The following is a 19,889-nucleotide window of genomic DNA, read 5'->3' on the forward strand; positions in this document are numbered from 1 at the left end:
AACTTTAAAACTTAATCGTTGTGTTCACCTATTTTCAAGCCCAAAACGAATTTCTTTAAAGGATAGATTAACACACAAGCTAATACAAAATTCAGAGCAAGTGTCGGTAGCAGGCGATCAATTGTAAACAATTGCAGAGGAACAGCTGTCATCCCGATTAGTAAATAAATACCGTATGTGAAAAATTCAAGCAATGCAACGGAAAGCTCAGTTAAAAAAATTAAAACAAAAATATTGGGATTGAGCACCCGCAAAGCTTGCATCACTAAATATGCCAAGGTCGGAAATGCGAAAGCATATATGCCGATAACTTGCGTGTAAACAACATCGAACAATAAACCGAAAACAATTCCATAAATGACGGCAATTTTCCGAGAGCCGTACGCCGCCAAGATGACAATCATCAATAGTAAAAGATGGGGAACTGCCACTTGATGATCTGAAAGAAAAGGGATCGGAACAAGATCAACGATGATGCTTTCCAATACGAAAATAAACATAACCATTACGGGGAGGAAAAACGTTCTCAAGAGTCTTCCTCCTCTTCCAATTGATTGATATCAACTGTTGGAAGAACCCGCTCGATGATCATGACACGATCTATATCATAAAAGTCAGCTGATGGGGTTATATAAGCTATCTTTGTTAATCCGTACGAATCAAGTTCGACTTTTTTTACTTTTCCGATCACCAAACCTTCAGGAAACACTCCGCCAAGGCCAGAAGTCGCTACAATTTGATTTTCTTTGATTTGAGCATTTGATTCAATGATGTTCATTTCAAGAGCATTTTCCTGCTCACTGTAGCCGACAATGAGGCCGAATACCTTTCCGTTATTCGTATGAACCATTGCTGAAATCCGGTTTTTTCTGTCGGAAGCACTTAAAAGCTGAACGGTGGACGTAAATTCAGAAGTATTTTTCACTTTCCCGATCAATCCTTTTGCCGTTATAACCGCCATGTCTTTTTTGATTCCGTGCTGTTCGCCTTTATCAATTTTGATATAATCATGCCAACGATCAGGATTTCTTGCGATGACTGTCCCTTGGATCGACTTATATTTTCTTATATCGTTATCAGCAGATAATTTTAATTCTTCTTTTAATTGTTTGTTTTCCTGTTCTAATTCCTGCAGCTTTTCCTCCAATTGAATATAATTATTCAGTTGTTTGCGAAGCAGCTCGTTTTCTTCGTATGTATTTTTTAAATGATTCAAATTCTCAAAGAAGCCCGCAATATATTGTGCGGGCTGATGAAATACCTTCTGGACTAGTCCAACCGAATCTTGAATAAACTTCTCCTGCCACGAAAGATTGCGGTCTTCCTTTAGGGAAAAACCAATCAATGCCACCAAAATAATGATCCCGACAAGGAGCACAATTAATCGTTTATTTAGAAAAAATTGTGGCATGATTTACACCTCTAACTTATCTGTGGTCTTTTGTACGATTTTTGAATAGGTGGATATGTTCAAGAGCTTTTCCTGTTCCGACCGCTACACAATCAAGAGGATTTTCCGCAATGATTACAGGCATTTTCGTTTCGTCGCTTATAACTTTGTCTAAATTGCGAAGAAGGGCGCCCCCACCCGTTAAAACAATTCCTCGATCCATAATATCCGCCGCAAGTTCAGGCGGAGTTTTTTCCAAAGTAATTTTTACAGCATCTACGATCGCATAGACAGTATCGCGTAATGCCTCTGAAATTTCTGTCGCAGTAATTTCAATCGTTTTCGGAAGGCCTGTTAACAAATCTCTTCCGCGAATTTCCATGTTTTCAACACCTTCCGGAGCGCTTGCAGAACCGATTTCAAGCTTCACCGCTTCCGCTGTCCGATCACCAATCATTAAGTTGTAGGTTTTACGGATATAGTTAATGATGGCTTCATCCATTTCATCACCGGCAACACGGATAGATTGGCTTGTCACAATTCCGCCGAGAGAAATGATGGCAACTTCCGTTGTTCCCCCGCCGATGTCTACAACCATGCTTCCGGTCGGTTCCCAAACTGGAAGGTTGGCTCCAATAGCAGCCGCAAATGGCTCTTCGATCGTATACGCATCTCTAGCGCCTGCTTGTCTCGTTGCATCAATGACCGCACGTTCTTCAACCGCAGTTATTCCCGAAGGAACACAAACCATCACATAAGGTTTTCGCGAAAAAATACCTGCATTTTTTGTTGCCTGTTTTATGTAGTATTTCATCATCGTAGCAGTCGTTTCATAATCAGCAATCACTCCGTCTTTCATTGGTCGAAGTGCTACAACATTTCCAGGCGTACGCCCGATCATATTTTTTGCATCATTACCAACTGCAACAATTTGCTTTGTATCAGTTTGCAAAGCAACAACAGATGGTTCACGCACTACAATACCTTTTCCCTTCACAAACACTAACGTATTGGCTGTCCCTAAATCTATTCCAAGGTCTCTCGTACCAATTCCAAACATAGCTGTTGTATCTCCCTTTCTTCCAAAATAAATACGTTTTTATATTCATGTAAATGTCTAATCATTATTGAAAAAACCCATAAATTATATTATAACGTAATTTTTCAAAAAAAAAAGTGCTATCAATACCCTGCGTAAAATAAAAATTTGCGAGGTATTTTTCATGAAACTTGATGAAAAGCTGATCATTGTGTTGGATATCTCAAAAATTTTTACTAAAAAATTTTCCTAGTGGAGAATAGAGGATGAAAAATAGATGTCACAGCATATACCGCCCGTATGAAAACCTTGATTTAATTTATCCATTGAGAATAATAACTTAAAAATATTACAAGTCCATACAAAAAATATTATTTTATGTTTACAAATCCCCCCTTTGCACTCTTTATTAGCGATGGTTTAGAATGTCATAAAAAATAATGGTTTTTTCAGTTGATTGTGTTTCAATTCAAATGACTCCAATAAAGTATTACATAACAATTCTGCCGAAGTTTCAAGTTCATCTATTATTGAAAATCACTAAAATATGAGCTTTTTCTCCAACTTTGGCTCTTCTTATGTCGCAAACCCTTTGTAAATGCGGACATCATTTGGAGCCCGCGAGGCCGTGCAAATGTTTTTTGAAATTCCTTCTATCATGCACTTACGCGTTGTAATAACGTTAATGCCCAGCTTCAAGCAGCTTTTTATCGTGCTTTGCGCGGCTGGTCAGTATGTTATATACCGTTGATGTCTCCCATCTGTCCCCCTGCAAATTCAGCAAGACGGTGGTTGTTCGCATTACGTGTCTAGAAGCGCAAAAATCTGTCCGAAAAAGCGCTAGCAGTTCAGAATCCAAAGCTATTAACTGTAATACGTGTTAGGATTGATTTTAAATGAAGGCATACTTTTTCACCCATTTATAACTCGGGAAAATAAGTTTTTTAACCATATAAAGTGTGTAAAAATAACTCCTTTTTCGCAATGACAAAATTTTGGGTGAAATGTAAGATTATACATATAAGTGGTTTTCATAAAAACTTTGTTGCTGGAACTGAGGTAGAATGACTAGAGTAAAATGAATTGTTTTTCAATAATAAGTTAGCTGGTCTGATGCGGTTGCCAAAAAAAGAACATCAAAACAAATTCAAGTGCACAATCACATAGGCAGCAGTGCGACGAGGATCTTAACTTCAGAAGTCTGTAACTAAACAGGTAATCTTAAATGAAAACATGCTTCCTCACAATTCATTATAAAAGACTGGAGCATCATATGAGTAATATAAAAATAGAACTTATATATGGAAGTTTTCCAATAAAGTAAAGGGATGCTATTGATTATATATCAATCCATTCTCCATCAGCAATAGATTTTCAAAGATAAAAATTCATAAAACTGCGAATGTCATTTTTAAGCTTAAAAAATTGAAATTCATTTATCAATAATTTCATAGATCTAATCTTCACACATCATAAAAAGAGGTGCACTTCATATCCAGTGCACCTCAACAATTGACATAAAACCTTTTAAAAAAACGTTATAAATATCCCTTTTCTTTTAAACTGACGTATTTACGCTCTCCGATTATGATATGATCTAAAAGTTCAATCCCGATCAGCTTTCCGCATTCGGACAAGCGCCTCGTGACTTCGATATCCTCTTTGCTTGGGGAGGGATCTCCTGATGGATGATTATGGATACAAATAAAAGATGCAGCTGAACATTTCAATGCCTCCTTGAAGACTTCTCTTGGGTGAACAATTGATGTATTTAAACTGCCGATGAAAATCGTTTGCTTATGCAGCACTTGGTTTTTTGTGTTTAAATATAAACCTACGAAATGCTCTTGTTTTAAAAAGCGCATTTCTTCCATGACATAATTGGAGGCATCTTGTGGAGAACGAATGACATACCGATCTTCGTATGCGAGCTGATGAATTCTTTTTCCCAATTCTAATGCTGCTATAATTTGCACCGCTTTTGCTTTTCCAATGCCGGGTATGCCCATAATTTCCTGAACTGACGCCTCTTTTAACATTCTAAGACCCCCGAAAGTTTTTAAAAGCTTATTCGCCAGTTCAAGCACTGATTCTCCCTTTGTCCCTGTTCTCAATAAAATTGCCAGCAGCTCATGGTTGGAAAGGCCTTTTGGTCCGTTGTGTATCAATCGTTCCCTTGGTCTTTCTTCTTCTGGAAAATCTCGAATAGCGAGCATATCTTTCCCCCTTGTTTGTTACCAGTGAAATCCAAAATTTTTTAATTCTCTGTACAGTCTTGAAACAGGAAGACCGACAACTGTAAAATAATCGCCATCAATTTTTTTCACTAGCAATGAGCCGAAATGTTGAATTCCATAAGCACCCGCCTTGTCCATTGGTTCGTTTGTCTCAATGTATTCCAGGATTTCATCGTCTGAAAGCGGCCAAAAAGTAACTTTTGTTGATTCAGAAAATGTCGTATGCTTTTCACCATGAATAATCGAAACTGCTGTTAAAACAGTATGTGTTTTCCCAGAAAGTGATTTTAACATGTAATAGGCGTCACGGCGGTCTTTCGGCTTTCCTAGTATTCGATTTTCGAGGATCACCGCCGTATCTGCTCCGATGACATATGCATCTTTATACCTTTCAGCTACATGAAAGGCTTTTTGAAAGGCAAGTTTTTGAATGGCTTTTTCGGGTTCAGCTTCTTCGTCCAGCCTCTCTTCCAAATTGCTTTCAATCACAGCAAATGGTATTCCTAACAGCTTGAGGAGTTCTTTTCTTCGCGGAGAGCTTGATGCAAGTATGAGGCGTTCCATTTTTATTTCATCCTTTCAACCAATACTATCCGTATGTTATCAAAAAAGGCTTTTGCAAACAATTTTTCAAAAAAGAATTATCTAATCGCCATTAATAAAAACATTTATTCAATTTACAGAAAAAACTACATTATCTAAGGAAAACTGCTTGTGAAAATAAAAAAAGAAAACGTATGCTCGAGCAAACGCTTTCCCGTTATCAAGAAAGTTTTTCAAAAAAATCTAGCAGCGACTGCTGCAGACTCCATAGCTGTTCATTTGCCGATTTTTCTGTTTGCAGTTTTTTTACTGCTGCCAAAATTGAATCGTCTTTTATTTGACCAGCCTCATTTAATAATGACTCTACTTTCTCTTGTTCCGGGGCGGTTCCATTCACAAAAGACGAAGACAGCTTCAGCATCTCCTCAACGACCGTTTTAGTTTTTTCGTTTTCCACCTTTCCTTCCCATTTCATCTTTTTCACAAACGTTTCAATTTGATGTGATTCAGCCATGTTTTTCAACTCTTCTGCTGTCTTTTTATCCAACGCTGCCCCAACGAATACGTAATGATCGCCGCCTTGTGGAACGATAACAGAAGGCAATCCTTTAGCCTTTATCTGCCCGCTGACGGTTTCCGCCCCTTCTTTTTTTGTAAATTTTCCGGCTTGTACCATATAAACTTCAAAAACGATGTTTTCCGCACCGCTTGGCGCTGAAGCATTGCTAACATTCTGTCTTTGAGGAGACTTTGACACATCCCTCAATTCAGATGATACAGGCATTGAATCGTTTGAAATAAATTGCAGGGCTAAAACACCAAAACTCAGTCCAAGAATAACAGCAAATATGATCGATATCACATAGTTTTTTATTTTAGGAGGCAGCGTTCTGCTATTGTTCTTTGAGAAGGCTATTTTCGGGTTTTCTTTCTTATCCTCCTCATCATCCGGCAAAATCCAAGGAAAAGATGTCTCCTCTTCGTTCTTATCCTCTGATGCTGCCATTTCTTTTTCAGCCTTCACCTTCTCCTCCCAGCTGGATACTTTTAATTGTTTGCCAGTTTCACTTGGTTCAGCAGAAACATCCGTATCGTTGGAAAAATTGTTTTCCTGACCGTTGATTTTAATGGTTATTTTCGATGATGGCTTGTCCAAAATGATCACCGCCCTTTTTATGCTGGACAAACTTTTTTTTATGCTAACATATGTAAAATAAAAAAGAACGAGACATTTGTCGCCTCGTTCATAATTGTTGTCGTTATTTTTCGACATCCTCGTACTCATGAGCTATGTTTTATATGTTTTCTCACTTCACCGATAAAATAAAGGGAACCTGTAATAATGAGAACCGTTTCGTCATCCATTGTGTTGATAATCTTTTCATAGGCAAGCTCCCAATTGTCTTCATACTCTTTATCCTTCATGTCGCAAGCCTCGTATAATTCTTTCGCATCAGCTGCTTTCGGGAAATGAAAGGTTGTAAAAATGATTCGATTTGCTATTTGTGCAGCCTGCTCGATCATTTCTTTATATTGCTTGTCCTTCACACAAGAAAATAACATGATGATTTTCTTATCAGGGTAAAACTTTTGTACAGTTTCTTTCAACGCTGCCATTCCTTCCGGATTATGTGCTCCGTCCAAAATGACTCTCGGTTTTTCCTTTACTTCTTCAAACCGCCCTTTCCAAAAAGTTCGCTTCAATCCTTCCTGTATATGCTCCTCCTCTATGATAAACGAATAATAAACTCTTAAATAATCAAGCGTCATGACACTCAGTGCAGCATTGATCGCTTGATGGTTTCCTTTCATCTGTAATGAAAGGCTGTTATATCGTTTAAAGGGGGTTTGTACAAAAAATTCATCAAAATCTCCTGCGTGAAAATCCCTAGTGAGCCAATAATGCTTTGCTTTTTTTTCTTTTGCAACACGCTCAATGACATCAAGGGCTTCCTTTTGTTCCACAGCTGTAATGACAGGAACTCCGTTTTTAATAATGCCTGCCTTTTGCTCTGCAATCTCTTCTATCGTTGAGCCAAGGATGTTTAAATGATCATGTCCAATCATTGTAATCACTGAAAGAATAGGATTCGCAATATTCGTAGAATCCCATTTTCCCCCGAGTCCTGTTTCTAATAAAACAACATCCGGCACGTTGATTTTACCAAAATAATAAAACATCATCGCAGTAATGACTTCAAACTCTGTCGGTGCTCCAAGCTCCGTTTTCTCAAGCTCGTCAACAACCGGTTTGATCACATTGGATAGCTGCAATATTTCCTCTTCAGAAATGGGATTGCCATCTATCGTAATTCGTTCATTGAATGATTCCAAATAAGGCGAGGTGAAAGCACCTACTTTATATTCAGCGGCTTTTAACACCTCTTGCATAAAAGCAATCGTTGATCCTTTCCCGTTTGTTCCGGCTACATGAATGAAGCGGCATCTTCTTTCCGGATGATCAAGCTTTTCCATCATCCATTCCATTCGCTGGAGACCAGGCTTTATTCCAAAGGTTAGGCGGGAATGTATCCACTTGAGTGCTTCTTCATATGTTTGAAACATATAAATTCCCCTCCTTGAACTCTCGAACATTTTCAATGAATTTGAATGGCCGGATGTATCATAAACGTTTTGATGGAAGAAAATCCGGGGCATACCCGGATTTGTTTTAGCCTTTCAGCTCCTGAAGTCGTTTTAACACCGCCTGCTGTTTTTCTAAATAGTCCTTTTCTTTTGCCCGCTCTTCTTCTACGACTTCTTTCGGTGCTTTTTTAATAAATCCTTCATTGGCAAGCTTTTTCTGAACGCGCTCGACTTCTTTATTCCATTTCTCTAATTCTTTTTCAAGCCGTTTGATTTCTTCTTCCACATTAATGAGTCCTTCAAGAGGAAGAAATACTTCTGCCCCGCTCACAACAGCTGTCATAGCCTTGTCAGGAGCTTCAATGTTTGTATCAATTGTTAATGAGCTAGGATTGCAAAATCTCTCTAAATAGCTGCGGTTTTTCTCCAACTGGTTTTTAACTTCTTCACTATGAGCATGAATGATCATATCCACCTGCTTCTTCATCGGCGTGTTCACTTCAGCGCGAATATTACGGACTGAGCGAATCACATCAACTAGAAGCTTCATTTCGTTTGCAGCTTTTTCATCAGAAAGCTCCTGACGTACAACCGGCCATGAAGCAATTGTAATCGATTCTCCCTGATGAGGAAGGTGCTGCCAAATTTCTTCTGTTATAAACGGCATAAAAGGATGAAGGAGTCGCAATGTTTGATCTAACACATATGCCAAAATGGAACGAGTTGTCTTTTTCGCTTCCTCATCATTTCCGTACAGCGGAATTTTTGCCATTTCAATATACCAGTCGCAAAAATCATCCCAAATAAAATTGTACAGCACCCGACCGGCTTCGCCAAATTCATATTTTTCCGCAAGTCTTGTGACAAGCTCAATCGTTTCATTTAACCGTGTGAGAATCCATTTATCTACCACTGATTTTTTTCCGTTTAAATCAATTTCTTCATATGTTAAACCGTTCAAATTCATCAGTACAAAGCGGGAGGCGTTCCATATTTTATTGGCAAAATTCCACACGGCTTCTACTTTTTCAAAGCTAAATCTTAAATCCTGTCCTGGGCTTGAGCCGGTAGCTAAAAAGTAGCGCAAAGAGTCCGCACCGTATTTGTCAATAACATCCATCGGATCGACGCCATTGCCTAATGATTTGCTCATTTTTCTTCCTTCTGAATCGCGCACAAGTCCATGAATCAAAACATCTTTAAACGGTCTTTTCCCAGTAAACTCCAATCCTTGGAAAATCATCCGCGAAACCCAAAAGAAAATAATGTCATACCCGGTAACAAGGACATCTGTCGGATAATAGCGTTTATAATCTTTTGCCTCTTTATCAGGCCAGCCCATTGTTGAAAACGGCCATAAAGCAGAGCTGAACCATGTATCTAACACATCTGGATCCTGCTCCCAATTTTCAATATCTTTAGGCGGCTCATGATCAACATAAACTTCGCCTGTTTCCTTATGATACCAAGCTGGAATGCGATGTCCCCACCATAACTGACGGGAAATACACCAGTCGCGAATGTTTTCCAGCCAATGCAAATACGTTTTTTCAAATCGTTCAGGAATAAAATGAACTTTCCCTTCTGTTTTCTGAAGGTTCAAAGCAGCTTCGGCCAAAGGCTTCATTTTCACAAACCATTGAGTTGATAAATACGGCTCGATAACTGCTCCGCTTCGTTCACTATGGCCTACGGAATGGATATGCTCTTCAATTTTAAATAAAATTCCTTCCTCCTGCAGGTCTTTCACCAACTGCTTCCGGCATTCAAAGCGATCCATTCCTTCATATTTTCCCGCTTTTTCATTCATTGTCCCGTCTTCATTCATGACTAATATTCTTTCTAAATTGTGGCGGTTTCCGATTTCAAAGTCGTTCGGATCGTGTGCAGGAGTTATTTTTACTGCTCCTGAACCGAATTCCATATCGACATATTCATCTGCGACGATCGGAATTTCCCGTCCTGTTATTGGCAGCTTCACTGTTTTTCCGATTAAATGCTTATACCTATCATCATCAGGATGAACTGCCACTGCTGTATCCCCAAGCATCGTTTCCGGGCGAGTGGTCGCGACTTCAATATATCCGGATCCATCAGCCAGCGGATATTTTAAATGATAAAGTGCCCCTTTCACTTCTTTATAAATGACTTCGATATCGGAAAGGGCTGTTTTTGTCACCGGATCCCAGTTAATAATGTACTCTCCTCGGTAAATAAGACCTTTTTTATAAAGCGATACAAAAACCTCTCTTACAGCTTTTGAAAGACCTTCATCAAGGGTGAACCTCTCTCTTGTGTAGTCAAGACCTAGGCCTAATTTTGCCCATTGTTTGCGAATATGGTCTGCATATTCTTCCTTCCATTTCCATGTTTCTTCTACAAATTTTTCCCGCCCGAGATCATACCGACTTTTCCCTTCTTCGCGCAGCTTTGCTTCCACCTTGGCTTGTGTGGCGATTCCCGCATGATCCATCCCTGGCAGCCACAAAACATCGTACCCTTGCATTCGCTTCATTCGGGTAATAATATCTTGAAGAGTTGTATCCCATGCATGTCCAAGGTGAAGCTTACCGGTGACGTTTGGCGGAGGAATAACGATCGTGAAAGGAGTTTTCCCCTCATCATCTTTTGCTTCAAAAAATTTTCCCTCGAGCCAAAATGCATACCGATCCTCTTCAACCGTTTTCGGATCGTATTTTGGGGAAAGAGTGATTTCTGAATTCGACATATTTATGAAAACCTCCTTATTTTCATTCTAAAATATAAAAACTCCTTCCATCCTAAAAGGACGAAAGGAGATGTTTTCGCGGTACCACCTTTTTTCACAGATACGTCTGTGCACTTCTTTCAGGTAACGGCTAATGCCGGCTCCCTTTACTAAAAAGCTTTCAAGGAAGCTGCTCCAGGGCGACTTTCCAACGGGATCTCCTAGGAAATCTTCCAGCCTGCGATTTCCCTCTCTGGAAGGAGTCGTTCGTTGTACTACTCCCCTTCAACACATTTTCACAAACTATATAAATTTCTATATTTAATAGTACTAAAAAATTGTTTTTTTCGTCAATATTTTCCCCATCTTCCTTAACCTTTAAACAAAAATCACAAAATGTTCTTTATTTCATAATATAAATTAACAAAGTTGAAGGTGATCAGCATGAGAAAAAAAATAAAACCATACTATATTCAATCGTTTATTAAACAATTCCGATCTACTCTTGAACAGTTCATCGTTCCTTTAACGATTTTTCAGGGAATTCGAACAATCCTTTTACCAACTATGTTTGATATTATTTTATTAGCCATTTTACTATTTCTAGCAGCCGCGTTGTATATGGAACGGGGCTAAAGCTGCCAGATCCCCCATTCATTCTGATGCCAATGAATCGTTTTCTAGTTTTTCATTCCATTTTAAAGCAATGTACCCGGTATTTTTCATTTGCCAGTATGCTCTTAACAGCTGTTTGCAATATTCTAATTCTCCCTTTTCGCTTTTCTTTTTTTGATATTGCCGGACAAGCTTTAATAATTTAGCTGGATAGGATAAATAGCTTACCAACAGCAATCTCTCAGTTTTTGTTAAAGGAAGCACTTTTTCGTAATCTGATATATATTGCACATTTTGATCACTAACGGTTGGTTCCGCTTCGGAGAGGTTCATAAACATTAAGAAAAGGTCGTAAATTGGAGTAGCAAATGCTGCATCTTCCATATTAATAAAATAAATTTTCCCTTTTGGATCTAACAGAAAATGAGATAAGGAGACATTTACTTTGTTCAGTGCAATTCGCATGTGAGAGGATTGCTTTATTTCGTTATACCACTCATCAAGCTTTGCTTCAGCAAATAAGATGGCTTGCCTCGTTTCAAAATAATAACTGAAGACCGCCAATTCAAAAGGCGACATATACCATTTTTTTTCGATTTGTTCCATAAATGCTTCCAGCAGGTTGAAATTTCTCTTCCACTTGTTCTGAATCTGTTGATACACATTTTCGAGCTGAACTAGAGGTATGTTGATTTCCTGTTTTGTTTTTTTATGGAGTTTCGCTAAGTGGAAAAAAAGGATTGAGGCATTTTTTTCATCAACGATTGAACCTTCCATCCAAGGCATTAAATAAAACGATTGCGTTGAGTCATTAACAAACACATTTCCGTTCGTTGTCCTATAAATCGGCACGATTCCTAAAGATGGAAAGTCGTGAAAAATTGAATATAATTTTAGAATGTTTCTTTGCTTTTTAATCGTTGTTCGTTTTAAAGCATATGTTCTTTTTTCACAATGAATTTTTAAGACATTTTTTGTTTTTTTCTCTAAATAAATCGGTTTGATTGGATAATGCTGCAAAATCCTCATGGCCGTTTTCAGATCATCGCTCATCTTCCCACACGCCTTTAAAGAAAATAAAGAAAAGCTTGAGGTGGTTGGATCCCTCTCAAGCCGCTTGCAAAAATTACGTTTGTTGTGTTTCAAGAACCGGGATATATAAAATGTCTCCTTCACTAATCTCTTTATCATGGTGAAATTGATTTACTCGATTGAGCTGCTGGAGCGTAATGTTGTAGCGTTCGCAAATATTTTCGAGCGAGTCTCCCTGCTGGACAATGTACATTCTTAATTTAGAAAATTCTTCTTCCTCATTTTTCGTAAACAATTTTGTTAAATATAAGGTGTTATCATTTTTCCTTACAGATTCTTTTTCTTCATCGTCTTTTTCGACATAATTGGAAATTTTATTGATCACTGGCTTTTCTTCTTCTATGCGGCCTTTCTCTTCCAAACTGACTTGATTTTTCTTCGCTTCAACAGTGAATGTATCGTAATCCGTTTCCGTTTCTTCTTCTCTCTTTAATGGCATCATAAAAACAATGTCTGCCGTCTCTTCATTGTCATCCTTTTGAACAGCATCACGATCATGTTCGATTTGCTCATTTTGATCGCGTTCGGCTGTATCGAATTCGAAATATTCATTAAGACTTTTCTGTTCATTGTCTTTTTCAATATTTTCCGCTTTGTTGATTGGTTCATCGTTGAAACGATTTTCTTTGATCGTTGATTCGGTTTCATCTTCTTCCCTTTCATCAGACTGTCGAACGGATGAGATTTCCGCTTCAGCATCTATGATCTCGTCCACTTCATTTGCAGCAGTTTCTTCCGCCTGCTCTTCTCGAATTCCGTAAATGGATAGATCAGCTATAAGCTTTAAACCATTTGCTTCCGGAAAATCATAATCAAATGATTCAATCGCCACAAACACCTCTTCTAAATTGGCAATTCTTTTTTTCGGTATTGTAATATCGACCGGAAGCTCGTGTCTAAATTCCATTACACCGTCATTTCTCGCTTCTACATTTTGTATATAACGGGCGATGGAGGAGGTTTGAAGAAGTTTATCATTCTGTTGCTCCTCTCCATCGAATTTGTATTCTCCGGAAAGCTCTAGAGCACCTTTTATCGTTACATATCCATCATGTTCTTCAATTGAGATGTCAGGTTCCAGTGAAATGGACAATAGTTCAGAAGGTTGAAAATGATGGCGAAACAAGACCGATTCCTCTACCGAAAATCGTAAAACGGACGTTTCTTCAATGGACATGCGGACTTCCTCCTTTCTCCAATCAATCTAATTTATCGTGCCATTAAAGATGTATGAAGGAGGATGGCAAAATATGCACGGGAAACAAAAATAAAAGGACCAGCTTCAATCAGAAGCTAGTCCTTTTAGCTCGTTATCTCAAAACCGAAAAAGCTTTTTCACATGCTTCTATTGTTTTTTCAATATCTTCATCCGAATGCTCTGTTGACAGAAACATTCCTTCAAATTGGGAAGGAGGCAAGTAAATGCCTTCATCCGCCATAACACGATAATACTTTGCAAAAAAATCAAGGTTTGATGTTTTTGCTTTTTCGTAATTGACAACATCTTCATTTGTAAAGAAAAATCCGATCATTGATCCCGCTCTATTAATTGTATGAGGGATTTCATATTTTTGAGCAGCTTTGCGCAAGCCTTCCTCTAATTTATCCGCTTTTCTTTTAAATTCTTTATATGTGTCTGGTGTAAGCTGAATGAGTGTTTCATATCCGGCTGTCATCGCAAGCGGATTTCCTGAAAGTGTCCCCGCTTGATAAATAGGACCGACAGGAGCGATTTTTTCCATGATATCCGCCCGTCCGCCATAGGCTCCGACTGGAAGTCCTCCTCCAATGACTTTTCCTAAACATGTCAAATCCGGAGTCACTCCAAAGTATCCTTGGGCGCAATGATAGTCAACGCGAAAACCGGTCATCACTTCGTCAAAAATCAGAAGCGATTCGTATTGTTTGGTGATCTCGCGCAAGCCTTCTAAAAAGCCTTCTTTAGGCGGTACAACACCCATATTTCCGGCTACTGGCTCGACGATCACGGCAGCTATGTCTTCGCCAAATTTTTCAAAAGCAAAGCGGACGCTCTCTAAATCATTATATGGAACAGTAATCGTATGCTGGGCAATTCCTTCCGGCACCCCTGGACTATCCGGAAGCCCTAATGTGGCAACTCCTGATCCAGCCTTAATGAGCAGCGAATCTCCATGGCCATGATAACATCCTTCAAATTTTAAAATTTTATTTCTTCCCGTATATCCGCGGGCAAGGCGCAATGCGCTCATTGTCGCTTCCGTACCAGAGTTCACCATCCGCACAATTTCAACGGAAGGAACCCTCTCCACAACGAGCTCCGCCAGCTTATTTTCAATTAAGGTCGGCGCCCCAAAGCTCGTTCCTTGCTCCGCTATTTTCTTTAATGCTTCAACAACTCTGTCATTGGCATGTCCTAAAATTAACGGTCCCCATGAAAGAACATAATCAATATATTCGTTGCCATCAATGTCATACACTTTAGAACCTTTTCCGCGCTCAATAAAGATCGGATTCATTTGAACGGATTTAAACGCGCGCACAGGGCTGTTGACCCCGCCGGGCATCAACGTCTTCGCTTTTTCAAATGCTTTTTTCGAACGTTCATATTTCATGAAATGAGCCCCCTTTTCAATAATCAGACTGTTCATCTAACCAACGGGCAACATCTTTTGCATGGTACGTAATTATTAAATCCGCGCCGGCTCTTTTCATGCTTGTAAGCATTTCAAGGACAGTGCCTTTTTCATCAATCCATCCATTTTCAGCTGCCGCTTTAATCATTGAGTACTCGCCGCTTACATTATAAGCAACGACAGGAAGGTTAAAATGATTTTTAACATCACGGACAATGTCTAAATAAGAAAGCGCCGGTTTCACAATTAAAAAATCGCATCCTTGTTCAACATCTGCTTCTGCTTCCCTTAATGCCTCCAGCCTGTTAGCCGGATCCATCTGGTACGTCTTCCGATCACCGAATTTCGGCGTGCTTTCAGCTGCTTCCCGGAACGGTCCGTAAAAAGCACTGGCATATTTGACCGCATATGACATAATTGGAATATGAACAAATCCTTCTTCATCAAGCGCTTCCCGAATGGCTGCGACAAATCCATCCATCATATTGGATGGAGCAATTATATCCGCCCCGGCTTTTGCCTGGCTGACAGCTGTTTTGGCTAATAATTTTAACGAAGCATCATTTACAATTTGCCCGTTTTCCACAACTCCGCAATGACCGTGATCAGTATATTCGCATAGACAAGTATCTGCGATAACGACAAGATCAGAATGCCGCTGTTTAATTTGAGCGATAGCCCGCTGCACGATGCCGTGATCATGGTATGCTCCTGAACCGACTTCATCCTTTTCATGAGGAATGCCGAATAAAATAACTGATTTAATTCCCAGCTTGACAACTTCTTCAATTTCTTCATTTAACAGGTCCAATGAAACTTGAAAAACTCCCGGCATCGATTGCACTGGATTTTTTTGATTTTCTCCTTCGACAACAAAAATCGGATATATTAAATCTTCTTTATGAAGGCGGGTTTCCCTGACCATAGCCCGCAGATTAGCTGTATGCCGCAATCGTCTGTGCCGTGCAAAATTCAGCATGATCTATTCCTCCCTTTTTTCTGCGTATGCACACATTTTTTCCAGCATTCCATCAATTGTATATTTTTCCGGCATAATGCAAGTACACTTTATTTTATAAGACAGCAATTTATCTCTTGTTATCGGTCCGATGCAAACAAACACAATATCCCGAACCCTGTTTTCCAGCCCGTTTCTTTTGACAATTTGCATAAATGCAGAAGCTGTGGAAGAACTCGTCAGCGTAATAAAATCAATCGTTTTATTTTCAAGCAAATGCAACACTTCTTTTTCATTTTCCAACAATTGTATTGTTTCATAAACAACAAAATCAAAGAAAAAAATCTTTTTTTCTGTTAATACTTCACGTAAATAAGTGCGTGCCAAATTCCCGCGGGCAATTACTATTTTGCTGTCTTGCCGAACATGATCGATTAATTCTTCCGCTAAGCTTTCGGCACGAAACTCTTCAGGACATAAAGAAACCTTCCATCCTATTTTCTCCGCAGCGTTTTTTGTCTTTATACCGACACAAGCAACGTTGACGTTTTTCAGATCTTCTAATTCCAATGACAAGTCTTTTACATGTTCGGAAAAATATTGAACGCCGTTTGCACTAGTAAAAACAATCCAGTCTTTAGATGTTAACTGTTTTAAAACGGGGAGGGCATTGAAATCCGTTTCTGTTTTCCTCGTTGCAATTAACGGAACTTCTATAGGACAGCCTCCTGCCGCTTGAATTTTCTTTGAGAATTCGGCAGCCTGGCTGTTCGCTCTCGTCACTAACACATTAAAACCATTCAATGGTTTTTTAGCACTCATTCATGGTTTAGCTCCTTTCTCACTTGTTCGACCAGCTCTTTGGCGCCTTGAGACGATAGAAGTGCTGCCATATCCTTTCCAAGTAAATTCGGATCTTTTCCAGTTTTCGTCTCTTTATATACCGTTTTTCCATTCGGAGATGCAACAAGTGCTGTTAACACAATTTCTTCATTTTCATCAACTTGAGCTAAACCGGCAATAGGCACTTGACAGCTTCCTTCCATATCATGCAAAAAAGCCCGCTCTGTCAAAACGGCTTTCTCCGTCCGTTCGTCATTTAGTTTTCTTAAAGCTGCAAGCAGTTCATGATCATCTTCTCGGCATTCTATCGCCAAAGCTCCCTGACCGACTGCCGGAACGCACATATCAGGCGGTAAAAAGTACGCTTTTTCCAATTCGTCTTTCCAGCCCATTCGTTTAAGACCTGCTGCTGCTAAAATGATTGCATCATAATCGTTGCCTTCCCGCAGCTTCTTTAGACGCGTATCAATATTTCCGCGAATCCAACGGACGGTTACATCGGGGCGGACGGCTAAAATTTGGGCGCTCCTTCTTAAGCTGCTCGTTCCAACAACAGCGCCAGCTTTCAAATCTCTTAAAGTTTGGCAATCCTTCGAAATCAAAACATCGCGGTAATCTTCTCGTTTAGGAATGCAGCCGATCGTCAAGCCATTCGGCAAGACAGACGGCACATCCTTCATGCTGTGCACGGCCATATCAATATCACCGTTTAGCATAGCCTGCTCAATTTCTTTTACAAAAAGGCCTTTCCCGCCTACTTTTGAAAGAGTGACATCAACTATTTTATCACCTTTTGTGACAATTTCTTTTATTTCGAATTCAAATGGGGCTCCAAGCTCTTTTAATCTCTCGATCACCCAATTTGTTTGGGCGATTGCTAACCGACTTCGCCTTGACCCGACAATAATTTTTCGCATAAACATCCTCCTGAGCACATGCATTAATGGAAATTCGATAAGCTTCCAAATAAAAAGAAATTAACTAACAGCACTAAAAATGAGGCAACGTTTAAAAAGGCAATTCTTTTCCATTGCCACTCTTTTACTACTCTGGCATACAAATAAAAACTGTATATGCCTAAAACAGAAAATGAGCCGATCACTTTTGCATCATACCAGTTCAAATTTGGCACCTTTAAATAAGCCCATATCATTCCTAAAATGAGAGCTAATAGCAATATAGGTACACCGATCATATTTAAAACATATGTCATATAATCCAGTTTTGCCAAATCTTGAATGCGATGAAGCCTTTTCCCCCATTTTTTCTTTTTTAATAAGTTGTGCTGTATCAAATAAAGAATGGAAAAAACAAATGAAAGCGAAAACGCTCCGTATGATAGTATCGCCATCGTGATATGGATCAATAACAGTTCTGAAATTAACCTGCTGGATACTTCAGTCGATACTGCCTCTGAAGGAGCAAACGTCCGGATGGCCATAATGATAAAACCAATGACATTCGTAAAGAAGACAATAAAATCGACTCGAAGCAGCCGGTTGATCACAAGGGAAAGAGTGACCAATACCCATGCATAAAAATAAAGACCTTCCGCTATGTTTAAAACCGGAAATCTGCCCGTTTGCGCCATTTGCGAAAATAAAAAAAAGGATTGTAAAACCCAGACAATAGAAAGTAACCAGAAGGCTATTTTGTTTGCCTTCCGGTTATGATGCAAAAAATCTATAAAATATAAGAAAACGCTCAATGCATATAAAACAATCATCAATTCGTTTAATCTAATGATATTCCAATCAAACATATAGTAGTTTTTCCTTTCACTTACATTTCAAGTGAAACATTTTTTGAATGCGTTTTTAATTGAACGGAAGGAGTTTGTTCTATTAATTCTTCATCTAAATCTAAATTAAAAATCTCTTTAAATAATTCCAAAGATTGTTCGCCATTTGGAAGAGCAGCCAGCTCTTTCACTTTTAAAATCGGATCTCTCAACATTTGATTGACAATGCTTTTCGTATGTTTATTTAATATTTTTCTTTCGCGTTCTGTCAAATTCGGCAGCTTCCGTTCAATACTTTTCATTGTTTCCGATTGGATAAGAAGAGCTTTTTCCCTCAATGCAGCAATAACCGGAACAACCCCTAATGTATTCAGCCATTTCGAAAACTCCAAGACCTCTCGCTCGATCATGATTTCAATTTGTTCAGCCGCTTCTTTTCTTTCCTGCAAATTCGCTTCGACAATTCCTTCCAAATCATCAATATCATATAAAAAAATGCTGTCTATTTCACTCAATGCAGGATCTAAATCGCGTGGAACCGCAATATCCACCATCAGAAACGGGCGGCCTTTTCTTAACTTTTCAACATCTAACATCATGTCTTTCGAAATCACAAAACTCTTTGCACCTGTTGAACTAATTAAAATATCTGCCTCAATAAGCGCACACTGAAGCTCAGACATCATTTTTGCTTGTCCGGAAAAACGCTTCGCCAATTCACTCGCCTTTTCAAATGTACGGTTCATAACCGTAATTTGTTTGACTCCGCTGCCATGTAAATTTTGTACGGCAAGCTCTCCCATTTTTCCTGCGCCTAAAATAAGCACATGCTTGCTGGATAGGTCGCCGAAAATTTTTTTTGCCAATTCTACGGCAGCATAGCTGACGGAAACAGCGTTTGAACCGATTTCCGTTTCCGAATGGGCTTCTTTAGCCAATGTTACTGCCTGTTTAAACAGTTGATTAAAAATCGTTCCGATCGTGTTATGTTCTTGAGCTAATAAAAAGCTTGAACGGACTTGTCCTAAAATTTGCGTTTCGCCTAAAATCATAGAATCCAGGCCGCATGCCACCCGAAACAAGTGCTGAACAGCCTGTTCATTTTCAAAGTATTTTAGATACGAATCGAACTCCTCAATGTCCATATTGAACCATTCAGCTAAAAATGCTTTTATATAATAACGCCCTGTATGAAGCTGATCAACAACTGCATAGATTTCTGTCCGGTTGCAGGTGGAAACGATCACGTTTTCCAAAATGCTTTTTTCATTCTTCAACCGTTTCATTGCAGAAGCTAAATCATTGCTGCTAAAACTCAACCTTTCGCGAATTTCAACAGGGGCTGTTTTATAATTTAACCCAACAGCTAAAATATGCATCTCCGACCCCCCAAAAGCAAATACATACTGACTTTATTATAACAAAATATCGACAAAAAAATGTGAACAGTATATGAAACTGTATGATATGATGATAAAGTAAGAAACAGATATAAATTATATTAATTATTACATTAAAAATAT

General features: G+C 38.9%; 17 protein-coding genes and 1 other annotated feature. Of the genes, 1 reads left to right on the plus strand and 16 read right to left on the minus strand.

The genetic code is table 11. The features are described 5' to 3' along the window. Window positions 1-11 precede the first annotated feature (11 nt). From mreD to ACVIJU_RS14635, 8 genes are all read right to left on the minus strand, one after another. Window positions 12-530, minus strand: a complete 519-nt coding sequence (mreD, locus tag ACVIJU_RS14600) for a rod shape-determining protein MreD (protein ID WP_063387944.1) — start codon at window positions 528-530, stop codon at window positions 12-14. Next, window positions 527-1,411 carry a rod shape-determining protein MreC gene (mreC, locus tag ACVIJU_RS14605; protein WP_063387943.1) on the minus strand — a complete coding sequence of 295 codons (885 nt, stop codon included), beginning with the start codon at window positions 1,409-1,411 and terminating at the stop codon, window positions 527-529. Before mreC ends, mreD begins: the two co-directional genes overlap by 4 nt. Window positions 1,412-1,427: 16 nt before the next feature. Beyond that, window positions 1,428-2,450 carry a rod shape-determining protein gene (locus ACVIJU_RS14610; RefSeq protein WP_063387942.1) on the minus strand — a complete coding sequence of 341 codons (1,023 nt, stop codon included), beginning with the start codon at window positions 2,448-2,450 and terminating at the stop codon, window positions 1,428-1,430. Between the two features lie 1,517 nt (window positions 2,451-3,967). Next, window positions 3,968-4,645 carry a RadC family protein gene (gene radC / locus ACVIJU_RS14615; RefSeq protein ID WP_130156096.1) on the minus strand — a complete coding sequence of 226 codons (678 nt, stop codon included), beginning with the start codon at window positions 4,643-4,645 and terminating at the stop codon, window positions 3,968-3,970. 18 nt (window positions 4,646-4,663) lie between these two features. After that, window positions 4,664-5,230 carry a Maf family protein gene (locus ACVIJU_RS14620; protein ID WP_094246292.1) on the minus strand — a complete coding sequence of 189 codons (567 nt, stop codon included), beginning with the start codon at window positions 5,228-5,230 and terminating at the stop codon, window positions 4,664-4,666. Between the two features lie 199 nt (window positions 5,231-5,429). Next, window positions 5,430-6,365 carry an SPOR domain-containing protein gene (locus ACVIJU_RS14625; RefSeq protein ID WP_161939813.1) on the minus strand — a complete coding sequence of 312 codons (936 nt, stop codon included), beginning with the start codon at window positions 6,363-6,365 and terminating at the stop codon, window positions 5,430-5,432. Between the two features lie 125 nt (window positions 6,366-6,490). Continuing rightward, complete coding sequence (locus ACVIJU_RS14630) at window positions 6,491-7,774, minus strand: bifunctional folylpolyglutamate synthase/dihydrofolate synthase (RefSeq protein WP_063387845.1); 1,284 nt, start codon at window positions 7,772-7,774, stop codon at window positions 6,491-6,493. Window positions 7,775-7,880: 106 nt separating this feature from the next. Beyond that, complete coding sequence (locus ACVIJU_RS14635) at window positions 7,881-10,523, minus strand: valine--tRNA ligase (RefSeq protein ID WP_066249741.1); 2,643 nt, start codon at window positions 10,521-10,523, stop codon at window positions 7,881-7,883. 53 nt (window positions 10,524-10,576) lie between these two features. Beyond that, window positions 10,577-10,800, minus strand: a binding site (T-box leader). A gap of 146 nt (window positions 10,801-10,946) precedes the next feature. Here ACVIJU_RS14635 and ACVIJU_RS14640 point away from each other — a divergent pair. Further along, window positions 10,947-11,138, plus strand: coding sequence for a hypothetical protein (locus ACVIJU_RS14640; RefSeq protein ID WP_063387843.1), 192 nt, complete (start codon window positions 10,947-10,949; stop codon window positions 11,136-11,138). Window positions 11,139-11,156: 18 nt separating this feature from the next. Here ACVIJU_RS14640 and ysxE read toward each other — a convergent pair whose 3' ends face one another. The 8 genes from ysxE to hemA all read right to left on the minus strand — a co-directional run bounded on the left by ysxE (window position 11,157) and on the right by hemA (window position 19,745). Next, window positions 11,157-12,170 (minus strand): spore coat protein YsxE, encoded by a 1,014-nt coding sequence (gene ysxE, locus ACVIJU_RS14645; RefSeq protein WP_456687711.1) that lies wholly within the window; start codon window positions 12,168-12,170, stop codon window positions 11,157-11,159. 73 nt (window positions 12,171-12,243) lie between these two features. After that, window positions 12,244-13,386, minus strand: coding sequence for a stage VI sporulation protein D (spoVID, locus tag ACVIJU_RS14650; RefSeq protein ID WP_327847813.1), 1,143 nt, complete (start codon window positions 13,384-13,386; stop codon window positions 12,244-12,246). A gap of 133 nt (window positions 13,387-13,519) precedes the next feature. Beyond that, the gene (gene hemL / locus ACVIJU_RS14655; RefSeq protein ID WP_063387472.1) at window positions 13,520-14,803 is read right to left on the minus strand and encodes a glutamate-1-semialdehyde 2,1-aminomutase; all 1,284 of its coding nucleotides are present in this window, start codon (window positions 14,801-14,803) and stop codon (window positions 13,520-13,522) included. Window positions 14,804-14,819: 16 nt separating this feature from the next. Beyond that, window positions 14,820-15,803, minus strand: coding sequence for a porphobilinogen synthase (gene hemB / locus ACVIJU_RS14660; protein WP_456687712.1), 984 nt, complete (start codon window positions 15,801-15,803; stop codon window positions 14,820-14,822). A 3-nt stretch (window positions 15,804-15,806) separates the two neighbouring features. After that, window positions 15,807-16,604, minus strand: coding sequence for a uroporphyrinogen-III synthase (locus ACVIJU_RS14665; protein WP_456687713.1), 798 nt, complete (start codon window positions 16,602-16,604; stop codon window positions 15,807-15,809). Further along, a complete protein-coding gene (gene hemC, locus ACVIJU_RS14670) occupies window positions 16,601-17,542 on the minus strand; it encodes a hydroxymethylbilane synthase (RefSeq protein WP_063387469.1) in 942 nt (313 codons plus the stop codon). The genes ACVIJU_RS14665 and hemC overlap by 4 nt, the downstream gene beginning before the upstream one ends. 23 nt (window positions 17,543-17,565) lie before the next feature. Next, on the minus strand, window positions 17,566-18,387 hold the full coding sequence (locus ACVIJU_RS14675; protein ID WP_063387468.1) for a cytochrome c biogenesis protein: 822 nt from the start codon (window positions 18,385-18,387) through the stop codon (window positions 17,566-17,568). 20 nt (window positions 18,388-18,407) lie between these two features. Next, window positions 18,408-19,745: a glutamyl-tRNA reductase gene (gene hemA, locus ACVIJU_RS14680; protein ID WP_066249765.1), complete on the minus strand. Its 1,338-nt coding sequence runs from the start codon at window positions 19,743-19,745 to the stop codon at window positions 18,408-18,410. Window positions 19,746-19,889 lie beyond the last annotated feature (144 nt).

It is taken from the genome of Aeribacillus sp. SP014 (assembly GCF_054055575.1).

What these genes read in the sequence shown, in the direction of transcription:
- mreC (WP_063387943.1), bottom strand. Translation starts at nt 1,411, where the DNA reads ATGCCACAATTTTTTCTAAATAAACGATTAATTGTGCTCCTTGTCGGG.
- ACVIJU_RS14635 (WP_066249741.1), bottom strand. Translation starts at nt 10,523, where the DNA reads ATGTCGAATTCAGAAATCACTCTTTCCCCAAAATACGATCCGAAAACG.
- ACVIJU_RS14630 (WP_063387845.1), bottom strand. Translation starts at nt 7,774, where the DNA reads ATGTTTCAAACATATGAAGAAGCACTCAAGTGGATACATTCCCGCCTA.
- ACVIJU_RS14620 (WP_094246292.1), bottom strand. Translation starts at nt 5,230, where the DNA reads ATGGAACGCCTCATACTTGCATCAAGCTCTCCGCGAAGAAAAGAACTC.
- hemA (WP_066249765.1), bottom strand. Translation starts at nt 19,745, where the DNA reads ATGCATATTTTAGCTGTTGGGTTAAATTATAAAACAGCCCCTGTTGAA.
- ACVIJU_RS14640 (WP_063387843.1), top strand. Translation starts at nt 10,947, where the DNA reads ATGAGAAAAAAAATAAAACCATACTATATTCAATCGTTTATTAAACAA.
- ysxE (WP_456687711.1), bottom strand. Translation starts at nt 12,170, where the DNA reads ATGAGCGATGATCTGAAAACGGCCATGAGGATTTTGCAGCATTATCCA.
- spoVID (WP_327847813.1), bottom strand. Translation starts at nt 13,386, where the DNA reads ATGTCCATTGAAGAAACGTCCGTTTTACGATTTTCGGTAGAGGAATCG.
- hemB (WP_456687712.1), bottom strand. Translation starts at nt 15,803, where the DNA reads ATGCTGAATTTTGCACGGCACAGACGATTGCGGCATACAGCTAATCTG.
- hemC (WP_063387469.1), bottom strand. Translation starts at nt 17,542, where the DNA reads ATGCGAAAAATTATTGTCGGGTCAAGGCGAAGTCGGTTAGCAATCGCC.
- ACVIJU_RS14665 (WP_456687713.1), bottom strand. Translation starts at nt 16,604, where the DNA reads ATGAGTGCTAAAAAACCATTGAATGGTTTTAATGTGTTAGTGACGAGA.
- hemL (WP_063387472.1), bottom strand. Translation starts at nt 14,803, where the DNA reads ATGAAATATGAACGTTCGAAAAAAGCATTTGAAAAAGCGAAGACGTTG.
- ACVIJU_RS14610 (WP_063387942.1), bottom strand. Translation starts at nt 2,450, where the DNA reads ATGTTTGGAATTGGTACGAGAGACCTTGGAATAGATTTAGGGACAGCC.
- ACVIJU_RS14675 (WP_063387468.1), bottom strand. Translation starts at nt 18,387, where the DNA reads ATGTTTGATTGGAATATCATTAGATTAAACGAATTGATGATTGTTTTA.
- radC (WP_130156096.1), bottom strand. Translation starts at nt 4,645, where the DNA reads ATGCTCGCTATTCGAGATTTTCCAGAAGAAGAAAGACCAAGGGAACGA.